This window comes from bacterium (assembly GCA_035380285.1).
Taxonomy (GTDB): Bacteria; Auribacterota; Erginobacteria; order Erginobacterales; family DAOSXE01; genus DAOSXE01.
Window position 1 is genome coordinate 1 of the sequence record DAOSXE010000037.1, and the last position, 16912, is coordinate 16912.

Sequence of the window (16912 nt, forward strand, 5' to 3'; positions counted from 1 at the left end):
TGTCGGCCGCGCCCCCGTACTGGACGCCTGACCCCGGCAGGTTGGCGGACATGATTTTGATGGTGTCCGCGCTTGCGGAACCCGCAGCCACTGCCGACAATACGCCCGTTGTTAGGACCGCCGCGAGGAAAGAGCTCGTCTTCATTATTCCCCCGTCCGTGCCGCCGGAGATTAGCGTTAACAGTGAAAATAAGAGACCTTCCTACTTAATGTACTACGAAGAGAGGAAAGTCCGCAAGGAATCGGGGAAAATAATTTCGGATGACGGAGGCTATTTTGTGACCGGGAGGTCCCCATCGCGGCCGTAATAGATCCGGCTCAAAGCCCGCAGCGCCCATAAACCCTGGCCGGGGCGGAAAACCGCGGCGCCGGCGGTGCCGTCGCCGTTGAAATCGGCGGGGACGGGGAAGTCGAGGGGATTTCCCCCGAAATAATACCGGGTTTGGGCCCGAACCGTCCAAAGACCGTAAGCCGAACGGTAGATGGCGGCTTGAGTGTATCCGGTGCCCCCGAAATCCCCGATGAGGGGCCGGTCGCCGGTGTTCCCGAAGTAGAAACGCGTGCTTTCACGGACGATCCAGAGCGCCGACCCGCGCCGGAAGACGGCGGCTTCGGCCCCGGTTCCTCCGGCCCAGTTTCCCGGCGCGGGCAGGTCGGCGTCGGTTCCGAAATAAAAACGGCTGGTCCCCCGCACCGCCCAGATCCCGTTGCCCGGCCGGAAAAGGGCGATATCGCAGGTTCCGTCCGCGTCGTAGTCCGCGGGGACGGGGCGGTCTCCATCGGTTCCGAAGTAAGTTCTGGTCAACCCCCGTATCAGCCAGAGGCCGGCCGGCGAACGGAATACGCCCAGCTCCGCGGTTTTGTCTCCGTCGTAATCGCCGGAGACCGGGATATCGTTGCGGTTCCCGAAGTAGGCGGTAGTGATTCCCCGGACCAGCCAACGGCCGCTTTCCGGGCGGAAGACCGCAATGTCGCTGGAGCCGTCCCCGTCGTAATCCCCGGAGTTTATCGGAGATAGGGAGTCCGGCGTGGGGGTCGGTTGAGGAGTGGGAATGGCGTAAGCTTTGAGCACCGCCATATGCTGCATGTCCGTGGCTTTGGAATCGCCTTTTTCCACCGGCGGAGGAAGGGGGGAATAGGTCCAGGAGTCGAATACGAGGCCTTCGCTCATCGTCCAAACATCGTCGATGGAGACCTCGGTATGGCGCGCCTCCAGAAGATTGTTGGGCATCAGCCAGTCGTAAGGTTTCGTCCGATCCCGATTGGTGTTGGAGTTCCCGGTCGTATCCACCGGGATATGGCCGCTGACGCTGAGAAAGTGGTTGAAAGCGACCAGCGCGTTCTCGGAGCGGTTCTGGACGTTGAGATCGCCGCCGACCAAAATATAGTCGTCGGGGTTGAAATTGGCGGCCACGTAGGATTCAAGCGCTTTGGCCTGATTTTCGCGGGTGTCGGCGTCGGCCGAAGAAGTCCCCGCCTTGAGGTGGACGCTGACGGCTTGGAGATTTTTTTCCCCCGGAATGTCGATCACCGCCCACACGAAATCCCGGTCGCTGACCGCGGAATCGTTCCACTGCCCCGCGCTCAGGATGGGGAAGCGGCTGATGATGCCGTTGGGAAGGCTTTCCCGGCTTTCCCGGTAATATTGGAATTCCTCCCCGAAGACGTCGTCGACGAAGGAATCGATGGAGCCATCTTCATAGTTGAATTCCTGGATGAGCACGATATCGGGCTGCAGGCCTTTCATGATGTTCATACCCGATTCCTGGTAGGCCTGATGGCCCCCGCTGGTCAGGTTGGCGGCCATGACCGTGAAAACCTCCGCGCGACCCGTGAGCGAAGACCACGAGAAAAAGACGGCGGACAGGGAAATGAGGAGAAAGAGTCTGCGGGGCATTTTTTTATTGCAAACACTCATCGGCTCTGTATATTTGCTCACGGCCATGGATTCTTCGTAACTTCATGGCTACCGGCGAGGTAGCTCAGTCGGTAGAGCAGGGGACTGAAAATCCCTGTGTCGACGGTTCGATTCCGCCCCTCGCCATGTCGCCGTTCCCGCCGGCCTGGATCCGCCAGCGGTCGACGTTCTGTTTCCGAAGTATCTTCTTTTATAATATACAACATCTTCCCTGTTCTCACCGAAGAGTTCCGCGCCGAGGTCGTTTTTTGTGCGGCGGACACGTGCTCCGATACCAGGCTCCGGACAGTTCCAGGCCGTTACGGGTCGAAAAAACCGGCGAATACCCCAGCTCCCGGCGCGCCCGTTCGATACTGAAGCTGTAATCCTTCATAACCTGAGCTATCCGGTATCGGGTTATCAGGGGAGGGGCGGCGGCTCCGGCGCAAGCGAACAGCTTTTCCAGAATGGTCCCGACCGCGAAAAGCGCTCCTGAAGGAAGCGAGCGCCCGGGCGGTTTCACCCCCAGCACCTTCGCGGCCAGGGCCAGAAACTCGGCCCAGGTCATGTCCCGGCCGTCGGTGACGTTGTAGGCCCGCCCGCTCGGGGGCTCCGCCGCCGCCGCGCTGATCACGGCTTCGACAAGATTGCCCACATAGCAGGGGGAAGTCAGGTGCCGGCCCCCGTCGGGGAAGAAGCTCATGCCGCGCTCCAGGGCTCGGAAAAGCGGGTACGTCATCGAAAAATCTTGAGGCCCGTAGACGTTGGAAGGTCTGAGAATGATCAACTTCAGCGAATCCTTGCCTTTCAGCAGCCGCGCTTCGGTCTCGGTCTTGGAGATACAGTAGGGGTTTTCGAAAGGCCGGGAGGGGCAGTCCTCGGCCAACCCCCGGTATCCGTGAAATCCATAGACGACCACCGAGCTGAAATGGATGAAACGGCTTACTCCGGCGTTCACGGCTTCCTCGAAGAGAGCCAGGGAACCCTCGAGGTTGGCGCGCCGAAAATCCCGGTAGCGCCCCCAATCCGAGGAAAGCCCGGCTACATGGACCACGGTGTCGAACCCGGTCAACGTTCCCCGGGGCAGATCGGGAAGCGAACAGCGTACGAACGCGTAATCCGCGTCGAGTACTCTTTTCAGGTCGGAAGTCGGGCGGATCATTCCCACCGCGTCCCATTCCTCGGCCCCATGGAACCGGCGCAGGACATGGGAGCCGATGAAACCGCTGGCGCCGGTAATCAGAACTCTCTTTTTTCCTGGAGTCTTGCCCATCCGTACGATTCCGGGTTATCCTTTGCAGGCATGGTCCGATAAATTTTCACCATAGCACATAAACGGATCGACTGAAAATGACGGAACGACCGATCGCCAACCCGTTCCGGGGAATTCCCGGATATAATTGCTTCGGCTGCAGTCCGGACAACCTCCAGGGCTTGAAAATGGAATTCAGGGAGGAGGGGGAAACAGTGGTTTCCACCTGGGACCCGGCTTCTTATTTTCAGGGATACCTGAACGTGCTTCACGGAGGAATCCAGGCGGCACTGCTGGATGAAATCGCCTGCTGGACGGTATTCGTCAAACTTCGAACCGGCGGGGTCACTTCCCGTATGGAAATTCGATACCGTCACGCAGTTCCGCTGGGCGAGGGTCCGATTGCGATCTATGCCGGCGTCGAAGGCGTCCGGCGCAACCTGGCTCGGATATGGGGAAGAATTCATGACCACAGCGATAGGATCTGTTCCGAGGGGGTCGTCACCTATTTCTGCCTGAAACCGGCCCAGGCCGCCGAAAAGCTCCACTATCCCGGTTACGAGAAGTTTCTGCCGTGAGGGTAGTGTTTTTAGGAAGCGGAGGAGCCTTTCCCACGTCGAGGCGGATGACTTCCTCGGCGGTCCTGCTGCGCGAAGGGGAAATGTTCCTCTTCGATTGCGGAGAAGCCATGCAGTTGCAGTTGGCCCGTTCCCGATTGGGCTGGGCTCGGTTGAAAGCGGCTTTCATCACCCACCTCCATGGAGATCATGTCCTGGGAATCCCCGGGATTTTGATGACGATGGGGTTGGGGGAGAGGACGGAACCGTTTACCATCTACGGGCCGCCGGGCTTGGCCGAGTATGTCCGGCTCACCCGGCGGTTTCTGCGGTTCGGCGTTCCCTATCCCCTGGAGGTGAGGGAAACCGAAGGAGGGGTCCTGCTCGATAACCGGCAGTACAGCCTGGAGGCCGTTCCCGTCGAGCATCGGGTTCCGACCCTGGCTTACCGCCTGGTGGAGAAACCGCGCCCCGGCCGTTTCGATGTAGCTGCCGCGGAGAGACTCGGCGTCCCCCCCGGGCCTTTGTTCAAACGCCTGCAGGAAGGCGCCCCTGTCGTTACTCCCTCCGATACGACGGTTTTGCCCGAACAGGTCCTGGGCTCTCCCCGTCCCGGAAGGAAGTTCGTGTACATGGTCGATACCAGGCCCTGCCGTGAAGGGGTCGATTTCGCCCGGGGTGCCGATCTCCTGATTCACGATGCCATGTTCGACGACGAATTGGCGGATGAAGCCGTTCGCCGTCGGCATTCCACGGCCCGGGAAGCGGCCACGATGGCGGCTTCGGCCGGAGTTTCCCGCCTTCTCCTCACTCACATCAGCCCCCGCTATCAGGATATAAGCACGTTCGTAAGCCAGGCGAGGGAAGTATTCCCCGAAACCAGGGTGGCTCGGGACCTGGATGTCTACGAGATAGCTTTCCGCCAGGAAGAGTAGGAGGAAGTCACGACATGCCGGAATTTACGGTCGAGACCCGCTCCCGCGAAGAATTTATAGAAATCACCGAGGAGGTATCCGGACTGGTGCGGGCATCCGGAATCGAATCCGGTATCTGCGTCGTTTACATCCCGCATACCACGGCCGGTGTCATGATCAACGAGAATGCCGATCCGTCGGTTCAGGCCGACGTTCGGGAGCTGTTGATTCGATTTGCTCCCCCGAACGCCGCCTATCGGCATATCGAGGGCAATGCCGACGCCCACGCCAAAGCGGTTCTGACCGGTTCCTCCGTTTCGCTGATCGTGGAAAAGGGGCTTCTTCATCTGGGGAGGTGGCAGGGAATTTATTTCTGCGAATTCGACGGCCCCCGCACCCGGCGCGTTCTGGTCAAGACCGTTCGGGGTTCCGTTTCGGCTTGATCTCCCCGACCCGGCTCCGGGTGCGGAAGGCCGCCGCCGCCGGTGGCAGGTCAGATCCAATGTCCCTCCTGATCGGGGGCATCTTGACGTTTCCAGATCCCGGCTTCTCGTTCCGCGAGAGCTTCGGCCGCGGTCGATGCTTGTGAAAGGTAAACCGGGATTCCCGCCGCCTCCAGGGTCCGGAACGCTTTCGGCCCGCAATGCCGGGCGACGACGGCTTCAGCCCCACTCTCGACCACGTGGCGCGCGGCTTGAATTCCGGCGCCTTGGGGCGCGTTCAGGTTCTGGTCGTTGGGAAGGAATGAATGTCTCCCGGTTTCGGTGTCGCAGAGGAGAAAACCCGAGGCGCGCCCGAATCGGGCCGCCATGTCGGTATTTATTCCACAGTCCGCGGCTACCGCTACGGCGACGATCATGGGACGTTCCTCCCCGGGCCGCGGTAAGAACAATGACATTCCCGAAACGCGGGTTCGTCCGTTTTCATCGGCCCGAATGTTCGAGTTCGTTTTCGGAGCGTTCGGTGCGCTAACGGTACCGTTCCTTGCGCAATCCCAATTTTTTCATTTTGTTGTAAAGGCTCCTGGAACTGATCCCGGCCCGTTGCGCGGCCGCTCCCAGCCTCCCCTTGGTCTCCCGGAGAACCGATTCCAGGTACGCCTGTTCGACGAGTCCCTGTGTCTCGTTGAGCACCCGATTCAAGGTTTTCCCGCTCCAGGAAGAAGTATCGGTTCCGTAAGGGAACAACGGTTCCAGAAGCGTGGCGCTTCTGAATATCTGCGGCAGGTCGGCGATGGTGATCTCGATCCCTTCGCAGAGGAGGATGGCCCGCTCCAGGACGTTGAATAGTTCCCGAACGTTTCCCGGCCAATCGTAACGGCAGAGCGCCTCCATGGCTTCCTCGGAGATGGCTTCCACCTCGTATCCATGCTGAAGCTGCTGGCGCTCCAGAAAATTCTGGGCGATTCCGGGGATGTCCTCCCGCCGCTGGCGTAGAGGGGGGATGGTCAGGGAGATGACGCTGAGACGGTAGAAAAGATCCTTCCTGAAATTATTCTGGTTGATCTCTTCTTCCAGGTCGCGGTTGCTGGCGGCGATCACCCGGACGTCCACCCAGATCGGCTTTTCGCTGCCCAGCGGCTTGACTTCGTAATCCTGGAGCGTGCGCAGGAGTTTCGCCTGCAGGTGCAAGGGCATCTCGCCGATTTCGTCCAGAAAGATGGTCCCATGGTGGGCCAGCTCGAAGGCGCCGCGCCGGGACCGCGCGGCTCCGGTGAAGGCCCCTTGAGTGTGGCCGAACAGTTCGCTCTCCAGCAACTGCTCGGGCAGAGCGGCGGTGTTGACGGTAACGAAAGGGCCGCCCGACCGGGGACTTTCGGAATGGATGGCCCGGGCCAGATGTTCCTTGCCGACACCGGTTTCGCCCAGAAGCAGAAGCGGGGCGTTGCTGGGGATGAACTGGGTGACTTCCTGCATGAAGACGCGCATGGTGTCGCTGTTCGAGGAGAAATCGGAGAGCTTGGGTCTGAATTCGCGGTTGGCGCTGCCGGTGGTCTTGATGGCGTATTGAACCCTGGACTCGATCACGGATTGGATGGCGTTGGAGATATTGGGCAGCGAAACCCCGGAATAGATGGCCAGATCGGCCCCGGCCGCCACCAACCGGGCCTGACCTTCCGAAGAACTGTCGTCGTGAATGATGATGGTGGTGGGATTTTCCGGAAGTTCGTTGAGCATGGCTATCCCCATTTCCAACGGCTGGGGAAGCAGGCTTTCGCTGATGACGATAATGTCCGCGCAGCTGCGGATTACTTTCTGCCAGGGGGAGCGGTGGTGGCCGAAAGACTCCAGCATCACATCCGACTCGGCCAGCGAGTTCCGAAGTTTATCTTGGAGTTCTTTTTCCGAGATGCAGAGACTGAGGCGGATAAGCATGGTGTCACCTTAATCGGCAATCACGTACTGAAATCTTCCGCGACGGTAACCACAATGCTCTTTCCCGCGGACGCGGTCAAGAGCTATTTCCCCAAGACCGTGCCGAGAACACCGCGTCTTCGGAATAACAATGCCGTTATTCGCCGGATACGGCATGAATTTGCCGAAAATGATCGGCAGAATCTCAATATTCGGTATCGACCGCGGAACTCTGGAGGAAAAACGGTTATCGGCGAGTCGGCTCGAGATTCAAACGGCACATTAATAACCGTAAGCGGTCCACTATATCGGCGAAATCAAACCCCGTGAACGTCGAAAATAACCACGACCAAGGCAATTGGCATATTAATTGCTCAAATTTGGGTGGCAGTAAACCGCCGCCAAACTGGCGAAGGGAAAGCGGACCGAATGATGAGGTTAGAAACCATGAAGGGAAGAAGCGGCAGATCGGGAGAGGAATTCGAACTCTCCGGGTCGAGCGGCGACCACGATGATTTTGGGCGAGGATCGCGGAAACGGCAAACCCGGAACCGGAAGCGGCCGAATCGGCGTGAACGGTTCTATGAAGATGATGGAGAGTCATCAATGATCAATGACTATCTGGAGTTCACCGCGGAGCCTGATGTCAAACGCATCGATAGCATTGAAGACGGTCGCGTTTTGATGGAGCAGGCCAAAGCGGAAGGGGTTTGGGGGCTGGCCGCCGCTATCGACATTTACGGCTGCAACCCCGAGCTTATCCGAGACGCCGAGGCCATTAAAAAGTTCGTCGTCGAACTGTGCGATCTGATCGAAATGAAGCGGTTCGGGGAAACCCAGGTGGTTCATTTCGGCGAGGACGAACGTGTCGCCGGGTATTCCATGGTTCAACTCATCGAAACTTCGCTTATTTCGGCGCATTTCGCCAATCAGAGCAACGCCGTCTATCTCGATGTCTTCAGCTGCAAGCCGTACAACCCGGAGTTGGTGCGCCGGTTTGCGCTCAAGTATTTCGAGGGCATTGAGGCCAACATCCAAGTCGTGTTCAGGCGCTGACCCGGGCTCGCATGATTAAAATCAGCGCAGACCTCCAGCTGTGCGAACAGCTGTGGATGCGGCTGCCCGGAGGCGACGCCAATCTCTTCGATCTCTGGGAAGTACGCCGGTGTTTTCAGGAGTCGTATGGCCGGCGCCCGCGGTTTATGTATGCCGAAACTCCCTCCGGCGAATTGATCGCTTTGTTGCCCCTGAGCGAGATTGAGGAGACCGGCGGCGCCGCTTTTTTCCCCGGCGAAACCTGGCACGGCAAGACCTGGTTGGAAGGCAACCGGATATTCGCGCGGGATAGGCAGGTGCTTTCCGAGATCCTGAGCGAGGTTCCGACCCCGGGGAATTTTCGGTATCTCCATGCCGAATGCCTCCCTCCCGATTTTCAAGAAGCCGAGGAAGACGAGGTTCGCTACCTTTTCTATCCCGGCCGGTACGGGTGCTCTTTCGACGAATACCGGGAAGCTTTCCCTCGAAAATCGCTGAAGCGTCTGGATCGGGAGACGGAATCGCTGAAAGAAAAAGGAGTGAGCTATCGCTGGAACCGGTGGGAGGACGTCGACGAGCTTCTTCGCTTGAATCTGGAGGCCTTCGGAACGGAATCCTATTTCGCCGATCCCAGGTTTCTAGGCGGATTTAACCGGCTGGTGGAGTGGTTGCGCTGCCGCGAGATCCTGCGGGTGACGACGGTTTTGATCGGCGGCGTCGTCGCCGCCGTGGATTTGGGAGCGGTCTGGCGAAACCGGTATACCGTTATGGCCGGGGGAACCAACCCGGAATTCTTGGGCGTCGCCAAGCTGATCAATTTTCTTCATATCGAGATCGCTTGCAAGGAACGGTTCGAATCTCTGGATTTTCTCTGCGGCGATTTCGGTTGGAAACAGCGTTTCCGCTTATCCGGGCAGCAGCTCTACCAGATTCAGGCGCCCGCCGACATGGGTGCGTCGGCTTCTCCCGCGAACGGGACTCCGGATGAACCGGCCTAATCGAGTTCTGGTGGTCGGCACCACTCCCGATTACATCGATTGGTTGCGGCGGGCTCGTCCGGGCCGGGGTCTGTATCTCACCCTTCCGGGCTTGCGGGAAAAAGCATGGGAGCCGCGCCCCGAACCCGACGAGGAACTCCTCTGCGCCCCTGACGATCTCGATCGTACCTCCGACATGCTGAAGGAACACCTGCTGCGACATGGCCTGAAGGCGGCGGGCGTAGTCGCTTACGATTGCGAATACCTGGAAGCCGCCGCCCATCTCGCCCTCCGACTGGGTCTGGAATACCACGATCCCGAGGCCGTGAGGAACTGCCGCAGCAAACTGGCGTCAAAAAGACTCTGGGAGGCAGCCGGCATCCGCTGTCCCCGTTGTCTTCCGGTGGCCGAGTTCGCCGAGGCACTCTCCTTCATGGAACTGACGGGAGGCCGCTGCGTTCTCAAGCCCCTGGGGGGAACCGGCAGCGAGTTGGTTTTCAAGGTCGAAGACGAGACCGACTGCCGTGCGGCATTTCAGGAATATCGCCGGCGGCTTCCGGGAAAACGGGTGTTGGCCGAAGAGGTGATCGAAGGCGAAGAATACAGCTGCGATTTTTTAATGAAAGAGGGGAAGGCCGCGATCGTCCGGGTCACCCGCAAACATCTCTATCCCGGCGAAGCTTTCGGGACCGCCTGGGCCTATGAGTTGGGTTCGGTTCTTCCCGAAGCTTGTCGGGAAGAGGCGCTCGCTCCTTTGGCCGCCCGGGCCGCATCCGTAGTGGGGATCGGCCGGGGAATCTGCATGCTTGATTTTATCGTGGGCCCGGAGGGTCCGGTCCTGCTCGAACTGGCCCCGCGCCCCGGCGGCTCCTGCCTCCCGTTTCTTCTCCGCGCCGCCGTGGATTTGGACACCGTTACCCTGGCATTCGATCATGCCGAAGGCCTGGTTCCTCCCCGCTTCCCCACCGTCCCGCCCCATATGATCGGGCTCTGCCTGCTGGCCCGGCGTCCGGGGATTCTGGAAACGCTCGATGTCTCGGGACTGGCAGCCGATCGGCGGGTCCGTGCGGTCGAACCGCTTCGCCGTCCCGGAACCAGGATCGAGCTCCCTCCCCGGGATTACGACACCTGGACGCTGGCGTATGCCGCCTATCGGCCCGACCCGGGAATACCGGTGGAAAGGCAGAATCGTCAGTTGGAACAACGTCTCGAAGTGACTCTGAGGGCGGAATGAGCGAACGGATCCTGCGGGCGGTACGCGAGCGTTTGGAGAACCCCGGCAGCACGCTTCCGCCGGAACTTCTGAACACCTATGTCGATCGTTTCTTTCGGCGCCGGGAAGAGTTCCTGGCGCTGGCGGAAGCGACCCCCACTCCCCTCTACGTGTTCGATCCGGCCGCGCTGCTCCGCCGCGCCCGGGAATTGCAAACGGCATTTGCGGCCGTTTTTCCGGAATTGAGCGTTTATTACGCGATGAAGAGCAACAACTATCCCGGAATAGCCGGAACGCTTCATGAGGAAGCCGGGTTCGGCGTCGATGTCTCCAGCGGAGTCGAACTGGAGACCGCGCTGACCCTGGGGGTCGCCGATATCGTCTTCAGCGGCCCGGGCAAGACCGGGGAAGAGCACGAACTGGCCTTGGCCCACGCGGATCGGGTGACCGTGCTTATGGATAGTTTCGGCGAACTGGAACGCCTTGCGGCTTCGGCTGCGCTGCGAAAAACCGTCATCCGGGCCGGCGTCCGGGTGACGCCTCCGGGCAGTGCGTGGAAAAAATTCGGGATACCGCTGGAGGAACTCGGCGCGTTCTGGACCCGCGGCGTTTCCCTCCCCGGGATCGACCTTCGCGGGCTGCAATTTCATTCCAGCTGGAACCTCGATCCCCGGGCTCAGATAGCGACCCTGGAGGCGATCGGACGGGAACTGGCATCCTGGGGCGCCGACCTGCGGAGGAGGGTCACGTTTCTGGACATCGGGGGAGGGTTCTGGCCGCCCTGGGGCGAATGGATTCAACCGGGTGCCGCCTTCGCCGGCCGCTTGGGAGAATTGCTGGAAGAAACCATCGAGACCGGTCCCGCCCCGTTCTACAAGGCCGCGGCCGGGATCGGGACCTTTGCCCGGGACCTGGGGCAGGCGGTCGAAAAGGAGATCTTCAAAACCGGCCGGTGTCGGATCTGCCTGGAGCCGGGGCGGTGGGTTTGCCATGAAGCCATGCATATCCTCCTGCGCGTGGTCGACCGAAAGGGGCCGGATCTGGCCATCACCGACGGCGGCACCAACGCAGTCGGGTGGGAGCGGTTCGAGAGCGACTACGTCCCGGTGCTCAACCTCACCCGGCCGGCGTTACGGGAAAACCGTTGTCAGGTCGTCGGGTCTCTCTGTACGCCTCATGATTTTTGGGGGTACAGCTATTGGGGAGAGGGGATCGAGCCCGGTGACGTACTTCTCGTTCCCGACCAGGGGGCATATACCTACAGCCTCCGGCAGCATTTTATTAAACCGGTCCCCGTCGTGCGTTCCTTGGCCGGATAACCCCGCCGCCGGCGGGATCAACCGAAAAGGGCATTCTTGACCTTGGCGGAGTACGCGGGGGAGAGCAGGTCGTCGCAGCATTCCTCGATTTTGCCCCGGATGGCCCCGTAGTCGATGGCCCGGAAAACGTAGCGGATCTTTTCGGGCGAAAGCGAATCGAGCTCGCTTTCATTGCTCCGGATCCATTTTCTGGTTTTTTCCCCGAGCGGTATTCCCAGTTTGGGGCTGTACTTGATGGCGCGCAGGATCAAACGGCCGGAGTTTCCCGGTTTGATTTTTTCCGTCAGCAGCTCCATGGGTTGGTCCCGCCGCTCGTCCAGGATGCTTTCGAGGCCGCCCAGAGGGTTGATGAAGCGGCGCCCCTCGATATCCCAGCCGACCGCGTTGATGGTGAGATCGAAGCGGGAAACCCCCATCTCCGGAGTCGGCTCGTCTCCCGGTTCGATCGATTCTTCCAAACGCCAGATGTCGATCTCGATTTCGGCTCCGCTTCCGGCTATGTCGGGCGAAGGATACCACTTGAAGCCGCCCATCATATTGCGCTTGACGGTTCCCCCGGCGGAGATGACTTCGTCGAGGACCTCCATGGAAGGGCAGTTTTCGACCATGAGATCGACGTCGACGATCATATTCGAAGTTTCCAGGACGAAATCCCGGATGGTACCCCCTACCAGCCAGAGCCGGATCGGGCCCCGCTTCCCGAACTGCTCGTTCAGCCAGCAGATCGGCTTCCAAAACGGGCTTTCCCGGAGCGCCCGGTCGAAGCGCTCCCCCAAATCGCGGACGGCTTCATCGAAATTCATGACTCCTCCTAGGTACGGTCTTATACGAGTCTACCATAACGGGCGCCCTCGGTAAAGAAGGCCGGCAGGGGCCCGGGTCCGCGGGCGGATTCGTGCTCCGACTCGCCGCGCGCCCTTCGCCGCGCCCGTTGACTGGCGCCGGCGGCGGTGGTAGGCTCAACTGCAAAGAACGGAATCGCCGGCGTGGCTTCCGGTCGCCGGCAACGGGAGAAAACTCATGACCCATACCGCTGAGACCAGGAATATGGCCCTCTTCTGCGATTTCGAGAATATCGCGCTGGGCGTGCGCGACGCCAATTACGACCAGTTCGATATCGGTAAGATATTGGAGAGGTTACTGCTCAAGGGGAACATCGTCGTCAAGAAAGCTTATTGCGATTGGGCGCGCTATAAGGAATTCAAGCCGGCGATGCACGAAGCTTCCTTCGAGCTGATCGAGATTCCCCACCTGCGCCAATCGGGGAAAAACTCCGCCGATATCCGCATGGTTGTGGACGCCCTCGATCTCTGTTACACCAAGGAGCATGTGGATACCTTCGTCATCATCAGCGGGGATTCGGATTTTTCCCCCCTGGTCAGCAAGCTCCGGGAGAACAATAAGACCGTAATCGGTGTCGGGGTTAAAAACTCCACCTCCGATCTCCTCATCGCCAATTGCGACGAGTTCATTCACTACGACGATCTGGTCAGGAAAACCCGATCCCGGACCCGATCCCGTACCGCCGCCAACGGGCGCAAGACCGTCCGCGGCCGGGAAACGAAAACTGTTTCCCCATCCGACAACAAAAAAAGGGAAGCGTGGGACCTGATCGTGGAGACGTACGAGGCGCTGGTGGAGGAGCGGGGGGAGGGGGAGAACATCTGGGGTTCCATGATCAAGCAGACGCTCAAGCGCCGCAAACCCGGATTCAGCGAGTCGTATTACGGGTTCCGGTCCTTCGGGCAACTCTTGGAGGAGGCCGAGGCGGCCGGGATCCTGGAGTTGGAGCGCGATGAAAAGTCGGGCGGGTTCATCATCAAGAGCTGTCACGCCGTCTGAAGGTCGGGGGGCCGCCGCGCGCTCTTCGGCGGTGCCCCCTGCCGAAATTATTGACGAACCATGCCGGCAGTCATCGATAAAGAGCAGCTGAAGAGGACCGCCGCCGTTCTGGCCTCCCTTCCCGACCTCCCTTCCATCGACTACTGTTCCGGCCTTTTCCCCCCGGAAGGGGATCCGACGGCGCCGGATTATTTCTTTGCGGTTACGCTTCATCAATACGGCTTCTGGTACGACGACGGGAATAAATACACCCGGCCGATGTACGCCGTTCTGGAAGGGGAGGAGAGAAAAGGATCGGATTTCCTTTTCGGCGCATTCGCCCGGGCGGCCCGGCGCGAGCCTGATTTTCTGCTCCCGCGCGTTCAGAGCCGGATTACCGATGGGCGGTTGGCGGAACTGCTGGCCGACGATTCCGGGATCTGCCCGCTTCCGCTCTTGTCGACTCACGGGCGTTTGGCTCGGGGATACGGCGCCGACATAGTCGCCCGCGGCCTCCGCCCGGGGGCGCTCCTGGCGGCGGCGAACTCCTCCCCCGATCCCCTGAAAACATTTTTGGACCTGGCCGGTTCGTTGACGGGTTATCGGGAGGACCCCTTTCGAAAAAAAATTCTGCTTCTGGCCCTGATTCTCTCCAATCGGCCCGAACGGTTTTTAAGCGCAGCCGATTCACGGCATTGGTCTCCCATCGTCGATTACCATAACCTCAGATGCGCTCTGCGCCTGGGTCTGGTCGAGGTGCGCGACCGGGACCTGTCGGCCAAGCTCGCCGCCCGGACATTCGTTTCCGGAGAAGAGGAGTTCCTGCTGAGGAAGCTGGTCTGGGAAGCGGTCAGGGAAATGATCGCCGTTTCGGGGCGCTCCGTGGGCCAGGTGGACGCTCTCCTTTTCCGGGCCCGGCGTTCCTGCCCGGAAATGACCGAACCGGACTGCCCGAGCTGCATCTTCGGCGGCGTCTGCCGCCGCCGAACCGAACTTTTCCAGCCGGTGTACCGCACCACTTTTTACTAGCCGCCGTCACCTCCCCCAACGTTTGATTCCGACCCATATCCGTGCGAAGGAGAAAAACATGAATCGATATCTGGCGACCGCGATCCTGTTGGGCTACAGCAACGTGTTCATGCTCTTTGCCTGGTACGGGCACCTGCGCAACCTCGCGCAAAGGCCCTGGATCGTGGCGGCCCTGGTCAGTTGGGGAATCGCCCTCTTCGAGTACCTGATCCAGGTTCCCGCCAACCGGGTCGGGCACCAGGTCATGTCGGTGGGGCAATTGAAGATACTTCAGGAGATCGTCACGTTGTCGGTGTTCGTCCCTTTTTCGATCGTCTACATGAAAGAGCGGCTTTCTCTCGATTATCTCTGGGCGGGGCTCTGCCTGCTGGGCGCGGTGTTTTTCCTTTTCCGCGGCCGCCTGCTGGGCGCCTGAAGCGTTCCCGTTTCCCCGGCGGCGGGGCCGGTTCGAGCGAAGATCGGCCGCGGAACCGCGGGCGCACCTCCGCCCGCAGGGCTTATCGGCGAGACGGCCGGCGGGAAAACGGGAGACGAGGATTATTCCCGGGATTTCCCGGAAGGCGCGGCCAGGAGGTTCATCGTCGCTTCATACCCCAAAACCCCGCCGTCGCATCCGAGGCGCATGCTGTCGGCGGAGAGTTCGTCGATGACGGCCACCTCGCCGGCGATCAACCCGAATTCCACTTTGAAATCGACTATGTCGTAGTCGACGAGCAACAGTTCGTTGATGCGGCGCGCGAGGTCGACGACCGTCTCCACCCGCCCGCGGGGAATCCACTGCCGGGTCACCGCCTCGTCGAAGGAGGTGAGGGGGTCGCCTTCCTCGTCGCATTTATAAAAACACTCGGTCAATCCGTTCAGGAAGGAGAGGGGAAGGGCCCGGGGATGCCGGCGCAGATAACTTCCCCACGCACGGTTGCGGACCACGATTTCGAGGGGGAACCGCCGCGCCCGCCGCACCAACAGCACGTCGTCGGCCAGACGCCTCAGGAAATGAGTCTTGATCCCCGCCCCCTCCAACCGGGCAAGAATACGCGCGGCGGCCTCGGCGGTTTTTACGCCTTTGCCCGGTAGGGAAAGGAGAACGCGGTCGGCGCCGGGGTCGATGACTCCGTTTTCGCCCAGGACATGATCCAGGTAGCGGACCTCGAGGGTGTCCGGTTCGGTTCCGGGACCGACCGACTTGGTCTTGCCTCGGTAAACCGCCGCGGCCGTCATTTTCTGCGGGTCCGAGGTGTTGCCGGAGCGGCTGGTCCGGTCGGTGCGGAAACCGTTCCGGGGGCGGGGGCGTCTTGCGCGGCCAGAATCCTCGCCGCCAGGATGGCGGCGTTGACGGCTCCGGGTCGGCCCACCGACATGGTTGCCACCGGGACCCCCGCCGGCATCTGCAGGGTCGAAAAAAAAGCGTCAACGCCGCCTAGGGGTCCGGAAACCAAGGGGACGCCGATGACCGGGATAACGGTCCGGGCGGCGATGGCCCCGGCCAGGTGCGCGGCGCCTCCGGCGCCGGCGACGATAACCCGCACTCCTTCTTCCCGGGCCTTTTCGGCGAACCGCGCGACCGCGTCGGGGTGACGGTGGGCGGAGAGAATTTTCAGACGGAAAGGGACGCCCATCTCCCTCAGCGCCAGGCACGTCTCCCTCATCACGGGCAGATCGGAACGGCTGGCCGCCACGACGGCTACGGCCGCCATCATGGTTCCCGCTCCCGCGCCGACGGTTGCCGGCAGAGATCGTGGGACAGTTTCATCGCGCAGAACGAAGGCCCGCACATGCCGCAGTAGCGCGCGGGCAGACCGCTTCCCGCTTCCTCTCCGGCCCCGCGGTACTCCGCCGCCCGTTCCGGGTCGAGGCCCAGGGCTACTTGGTCGTCCCAGCGGAATTCGTATCGGGCCTTGGCCATGGCGTCGTCGCGGGCCCGGGCCGCCGGGTGCCCTCGGGCCAGATCGGCGGCGTGGGCCGCGATCTTATAAGCGACGATGCCTTCCCGGACATCCTCGCGCCCCGGCAGGCCCAGGTGTTCGCGCGGGGTGACATAGCAGAGCATCGCGCACCCGTACCAGCCGATCATGGCCGCGCCGATCATGGAGGTCATATGATCGTATCCGGGGGCGATATCCGTCACTACCGGCCCCAGGGTGTAGAAGGGCGCTTCTCCGCAAAACCTGGTCTGCATGTCCATGTTTTCCCGGATCAGGTGCATGGGGACGTGGCCGGGACCTTCGATCATGACCTGAACTCCGTGCTCCCCGGCGATGCGGGCCAGTTCCCCCAAGGTGCGCAGTTCCGCGAACTGGGCTTCGTCGTTGGCGTCGGCGACCGCGCCCGGCCTCATCCCGTCTCCCAGAGAAACCGCCGTGTCGTAAGCGGCCAGGATTTCGCAGATTTCGGGGAAACGGGTGAAAAGGAAATTTTCCCGGCCATGTTCCAGGCACCAGTTGGCCATGATCGCTCCGCCCCGGGAAACGATACCGGCCTTCCGACGCGCCGCCAGGTCGATGTGTTTTTTCAGCAATCCGGCGTGAATGGTGACGTAATCGACGC

At 60.9% G+C, this 16912-nt stretch carries 18 protein-coding genes, 1 tRNA gene and 1 pseudogene; 12 read left to right on the forward strand and 8 right to left on the reverse strand.

The features are described from left to right. On the forward strand, positions 1-308 hold a 308-nt coding region (locus PLZ73_11295), incomplete at its 5' end, for a hypothetical protein (GenBank protein ID HOO78458.1). Here PLZ73_11295 and PLZ73_11300 read toward each other — a convergent pair. After that, positions 272-1807 (reverse strand): hypothetical protein, encoded by a 1536-nt coding sequence (locus PLZ73_11300; GenBank protein HOO78459.1) that lies wholly within the window; start codon positions 1805-1807, stop codon positions 272-274. The two genes, PLZ73_11295 and PLZ73_11300, sit on opposite strands and share 37 nt — an antisense overlap. Positions 1808-1971: 164 nt before the next feature. On the opposite strand from PLZ73_11300, the gene PLZ73_11305 reads away from it, so the two are divergent. After that, positions 1972-2044 (forward strand) — tRNA-Phe (locus PLZ73_11305). Positions 2045-2135: 91 nt separating this feature from the next. On the opposite strand, the gene PLZ73_11310 is transcribed toward PLZ73_11305, so the two are convergent. Next, the gene (locus tag PLZ73_11310) at positions 2136-3170 is read right to left on the reverse strand and encodes an NAD-dependent epimerase/dehydratase family protein (protein ID HOO78460.1); all 1035 of its coding nucleotides are present in this window, start codon (positions 3168-3170) and stop codon (positions 2136-2138) included. A 77-nt stretch (positions 3171-3247) separates the two neighbouring features. Between PLZ73_11310 and PLZ73_11315 the strand changes: the two genes are divergently transcribed. The 3 genes from PLZ73_11315 to PLZ73_11325 are packed head-to-tail and all read left to right on the forward strand — an operon-like array spanning position 3248 to position 5063. Then, positions 3248-3727: a PaaI family thioesterase gene (locus tag PLZ73_11315; protein ID HOO78461.1), complete on the forward strand. Its 480-nt coding sequence runs from the start codon at positions 3248-3250 to the stop codon at positions 3725-3727. A 5-nt stretch (positions 3728-3732) separates the two neighbouring features. Next, positions 3733-4641 carry a ribonuclease Z gene (gene rnz / locus PLZ73_11320; GenBank protein ID HOO78462.1) on the forward strand — a complete coding sequence of 303 codons (909 nt, stop codon included), beginning with the start codon at positions 3733-3735 and terminating at the stop codon, positions 4639-4641. A 14-nt stretch (positions 4642-4655) separates the two neighbouring features. Further along, a complete protein-coding gene (locus tag PLZ73_11325; GenBank protein HOO78463.1) occupies positions 4656-5063 on the forward strand; it encodes a secondary thiamine-phosphate synthase enzyme YjbQ in 408 nt (135 codons plus the stop codon). A gap of 50 nt (positions 5064-5113) precedes the next feature. Here PLZ73_11325 and PLZ73_11330 read toward each other — a convergent pair whose 3' ends face one another. Both PLZ73_11330 and PLZ73_11335 read right to left on the reverse strand, forming a co-directional pair. Then, positions 5114-5479, reverse strand: a complete 366-nt coding sequence (locus tag PLZ73_11330; GenBank protein ID HOO78464.1) for a NifB/NifX family molybdenum-iron cluster-binding protein — start codon at positions 5477-5479, stop codon at positions 5114-5116. A gap of 109 nt (positions 5480-5588) precedes the next feature. Continuing rightward, positions 5589-6995, reverse strand: a complete 1407-nt coding sequence (locus tag PLZ73_11335; GenBank protein ID HOO78465.1) for a sigma-54 dependent transcriptional regulator — start codon at positions 6993-6995, stop codon at positions 5589-5591. Between the two features lie 681 nt (positions 6996-7676). Between PLZ73_11335 and PLZ73_11340 the strand changes: the two are divergent. The 4 genes and pseudogenes from PLZ73_11340 to PLZ73_11355 all read left to right on the forward strand — a co-directional run bounded on the left by PLZ73_11340 (position 7677) and on the right by PLZ73_11355 (position 11518). Next, positions 7677-8030: pseudogene (locus PLZ73_11340) on the forward strand (S-adenosylmethionine decarboxylase). Positions 8031-8041: 11 nt separating this feature from the next. Beyond that, positions 8042-9007 carry a GNAT family N-acetyltransferase gene (locus PLZ73_11345; protein HOO78466.1) on the forward strand — a complete coding sequence of 322 codons (966 nt, stop codon included), beginning with the start codon at positions 8042-8044 and terminating at the stop codon, positions 9005-9007. Next, a complete protein-coding gene (locus tag PLZ73_11350; GenBank protein HOO78467.1) occupies positions 8994-10220 on the forward strand; it encodes an ATP-grasp domain-containing protein in 1227 nt (408 codons plus the stop codon). The genes PLZ73_11345 and PLZ73_11350 overlap by 14 nt, the downstream gene beginning before the upstream one ends. After that, positions 10217-11518 carry an alanine racemase gene (locus PLZ73_11355; protein ID HOO78468.1) on the forward strand — a complete coding sequence of 434 codons (1302 nt, stop codon included), beginning with the start codon at positions 10217-10219 and terminating at the stop codon, positions 11516-11518. Before PLZ73_11350 ends, PLZ73_11355 begins: the two co-directional genes overlap by 4 nt. Before the next feature lie 17 nt (positions 11519-11535). On the opposite strand, the gene PLZ73_11360 is transcribed toward PLZ73_11355, so the two are convergent. Next, on the reverse strand, positions 11536-12321 hold the full coding sequence (locus PLZ73_11360) for a hypothetical protein (GenBank protein ID HOO78469.1): 786 nt from the start codon (positions 12319-12321) through the stop codon (positions 11536-11538). A 217-nt stretch (positions 12322-12538) separates the two neighbouring features. Here PLZ73_11360 and PLZ73_11365 point away from each other — a divergent pair, with 217 nt between their 5' ends. From PLZ73_11365 to PLZ73_11375, 3 genes are read left to right on the forward strand one after another with little or no spacing between them, the layout of a single operon-like run. Next, positions 12539-13360: an NYN domain-containing protein gene (locus tag PLZ73_11365; protein ID HOO78470.1), complete on the forward strand. Its 822-nt coding sequence runs from the start codon at positions 12539-12541 to the stop codon at positions 13358-13360. Between the two features lie 60 nt (positions 13361-13420). Further along, positions 13421-14368 carry a hypothetical protein gene (locus PLZ73_11370; protein HOO78471.1) on the forward strand — a complete coding sequence of 316 codons (948 nt, stop codon included), beginning with the start codon at positions 13421-13423 and terminating at the stop codon, positions 14366-14368. Between the two features lie 58 nt (positions 14369-14426). Beyond that, the gene (locus PLZ73_11375) at positions 14427-14783 is read left to right on the forward strand and encodes a DMT family protein (GenBank protein HOO78472.1); all 357 of its coding nucleotides are present in this window, start codon (positions 14427-14429) and stop codon (positions 14781-14783) included. Positions 14784-14905: 122 nt separating this feature from the next. On the opposite strand, the gene PLZ73_11380 is transcribed toward PLZ73_11375, so the two are convergent. The 3 genes from PLZ73_11380 to PLZ73_11390 all read right to left on the reverse strand — a co-directional run. Further along, a complete protein-coding gene (locus PLZ73_11380) occupies positions 14906-15586 on the reverse strand; it encodes a phosphoribosylaminoimidazolesuccinocarboxamide synthase (GenBank protein ID HOO78473.1) in 681 nt (226 codons plus the stop codon). Further along, positions 15583-16065: a 5-(carboxyamino)imidazole ribonucleotide mutase gene (purE, locus tag PLZ73_11385; GenBank protein HOO78474.1), complete on the reverse strand. Its 483-nt coding sequence runs from the start codon at positions 16063-16065 to the stop codon at positions 15583-15585. Before purE ends, PLZ73_11380 begins: the two co-directional genes overlap by 4 nt. Next, a partial coding sequence (locus PLZ73_11390; protein ID HOO78475.1) for a phosphomethylpyrimidine synthase ThiC occupies positions 16062-16912 on the reverse strand: 851 nt, incomplete at its 5' end. The genes PLZ73_11390 and purE, both read right to left, overlap by 4 nt.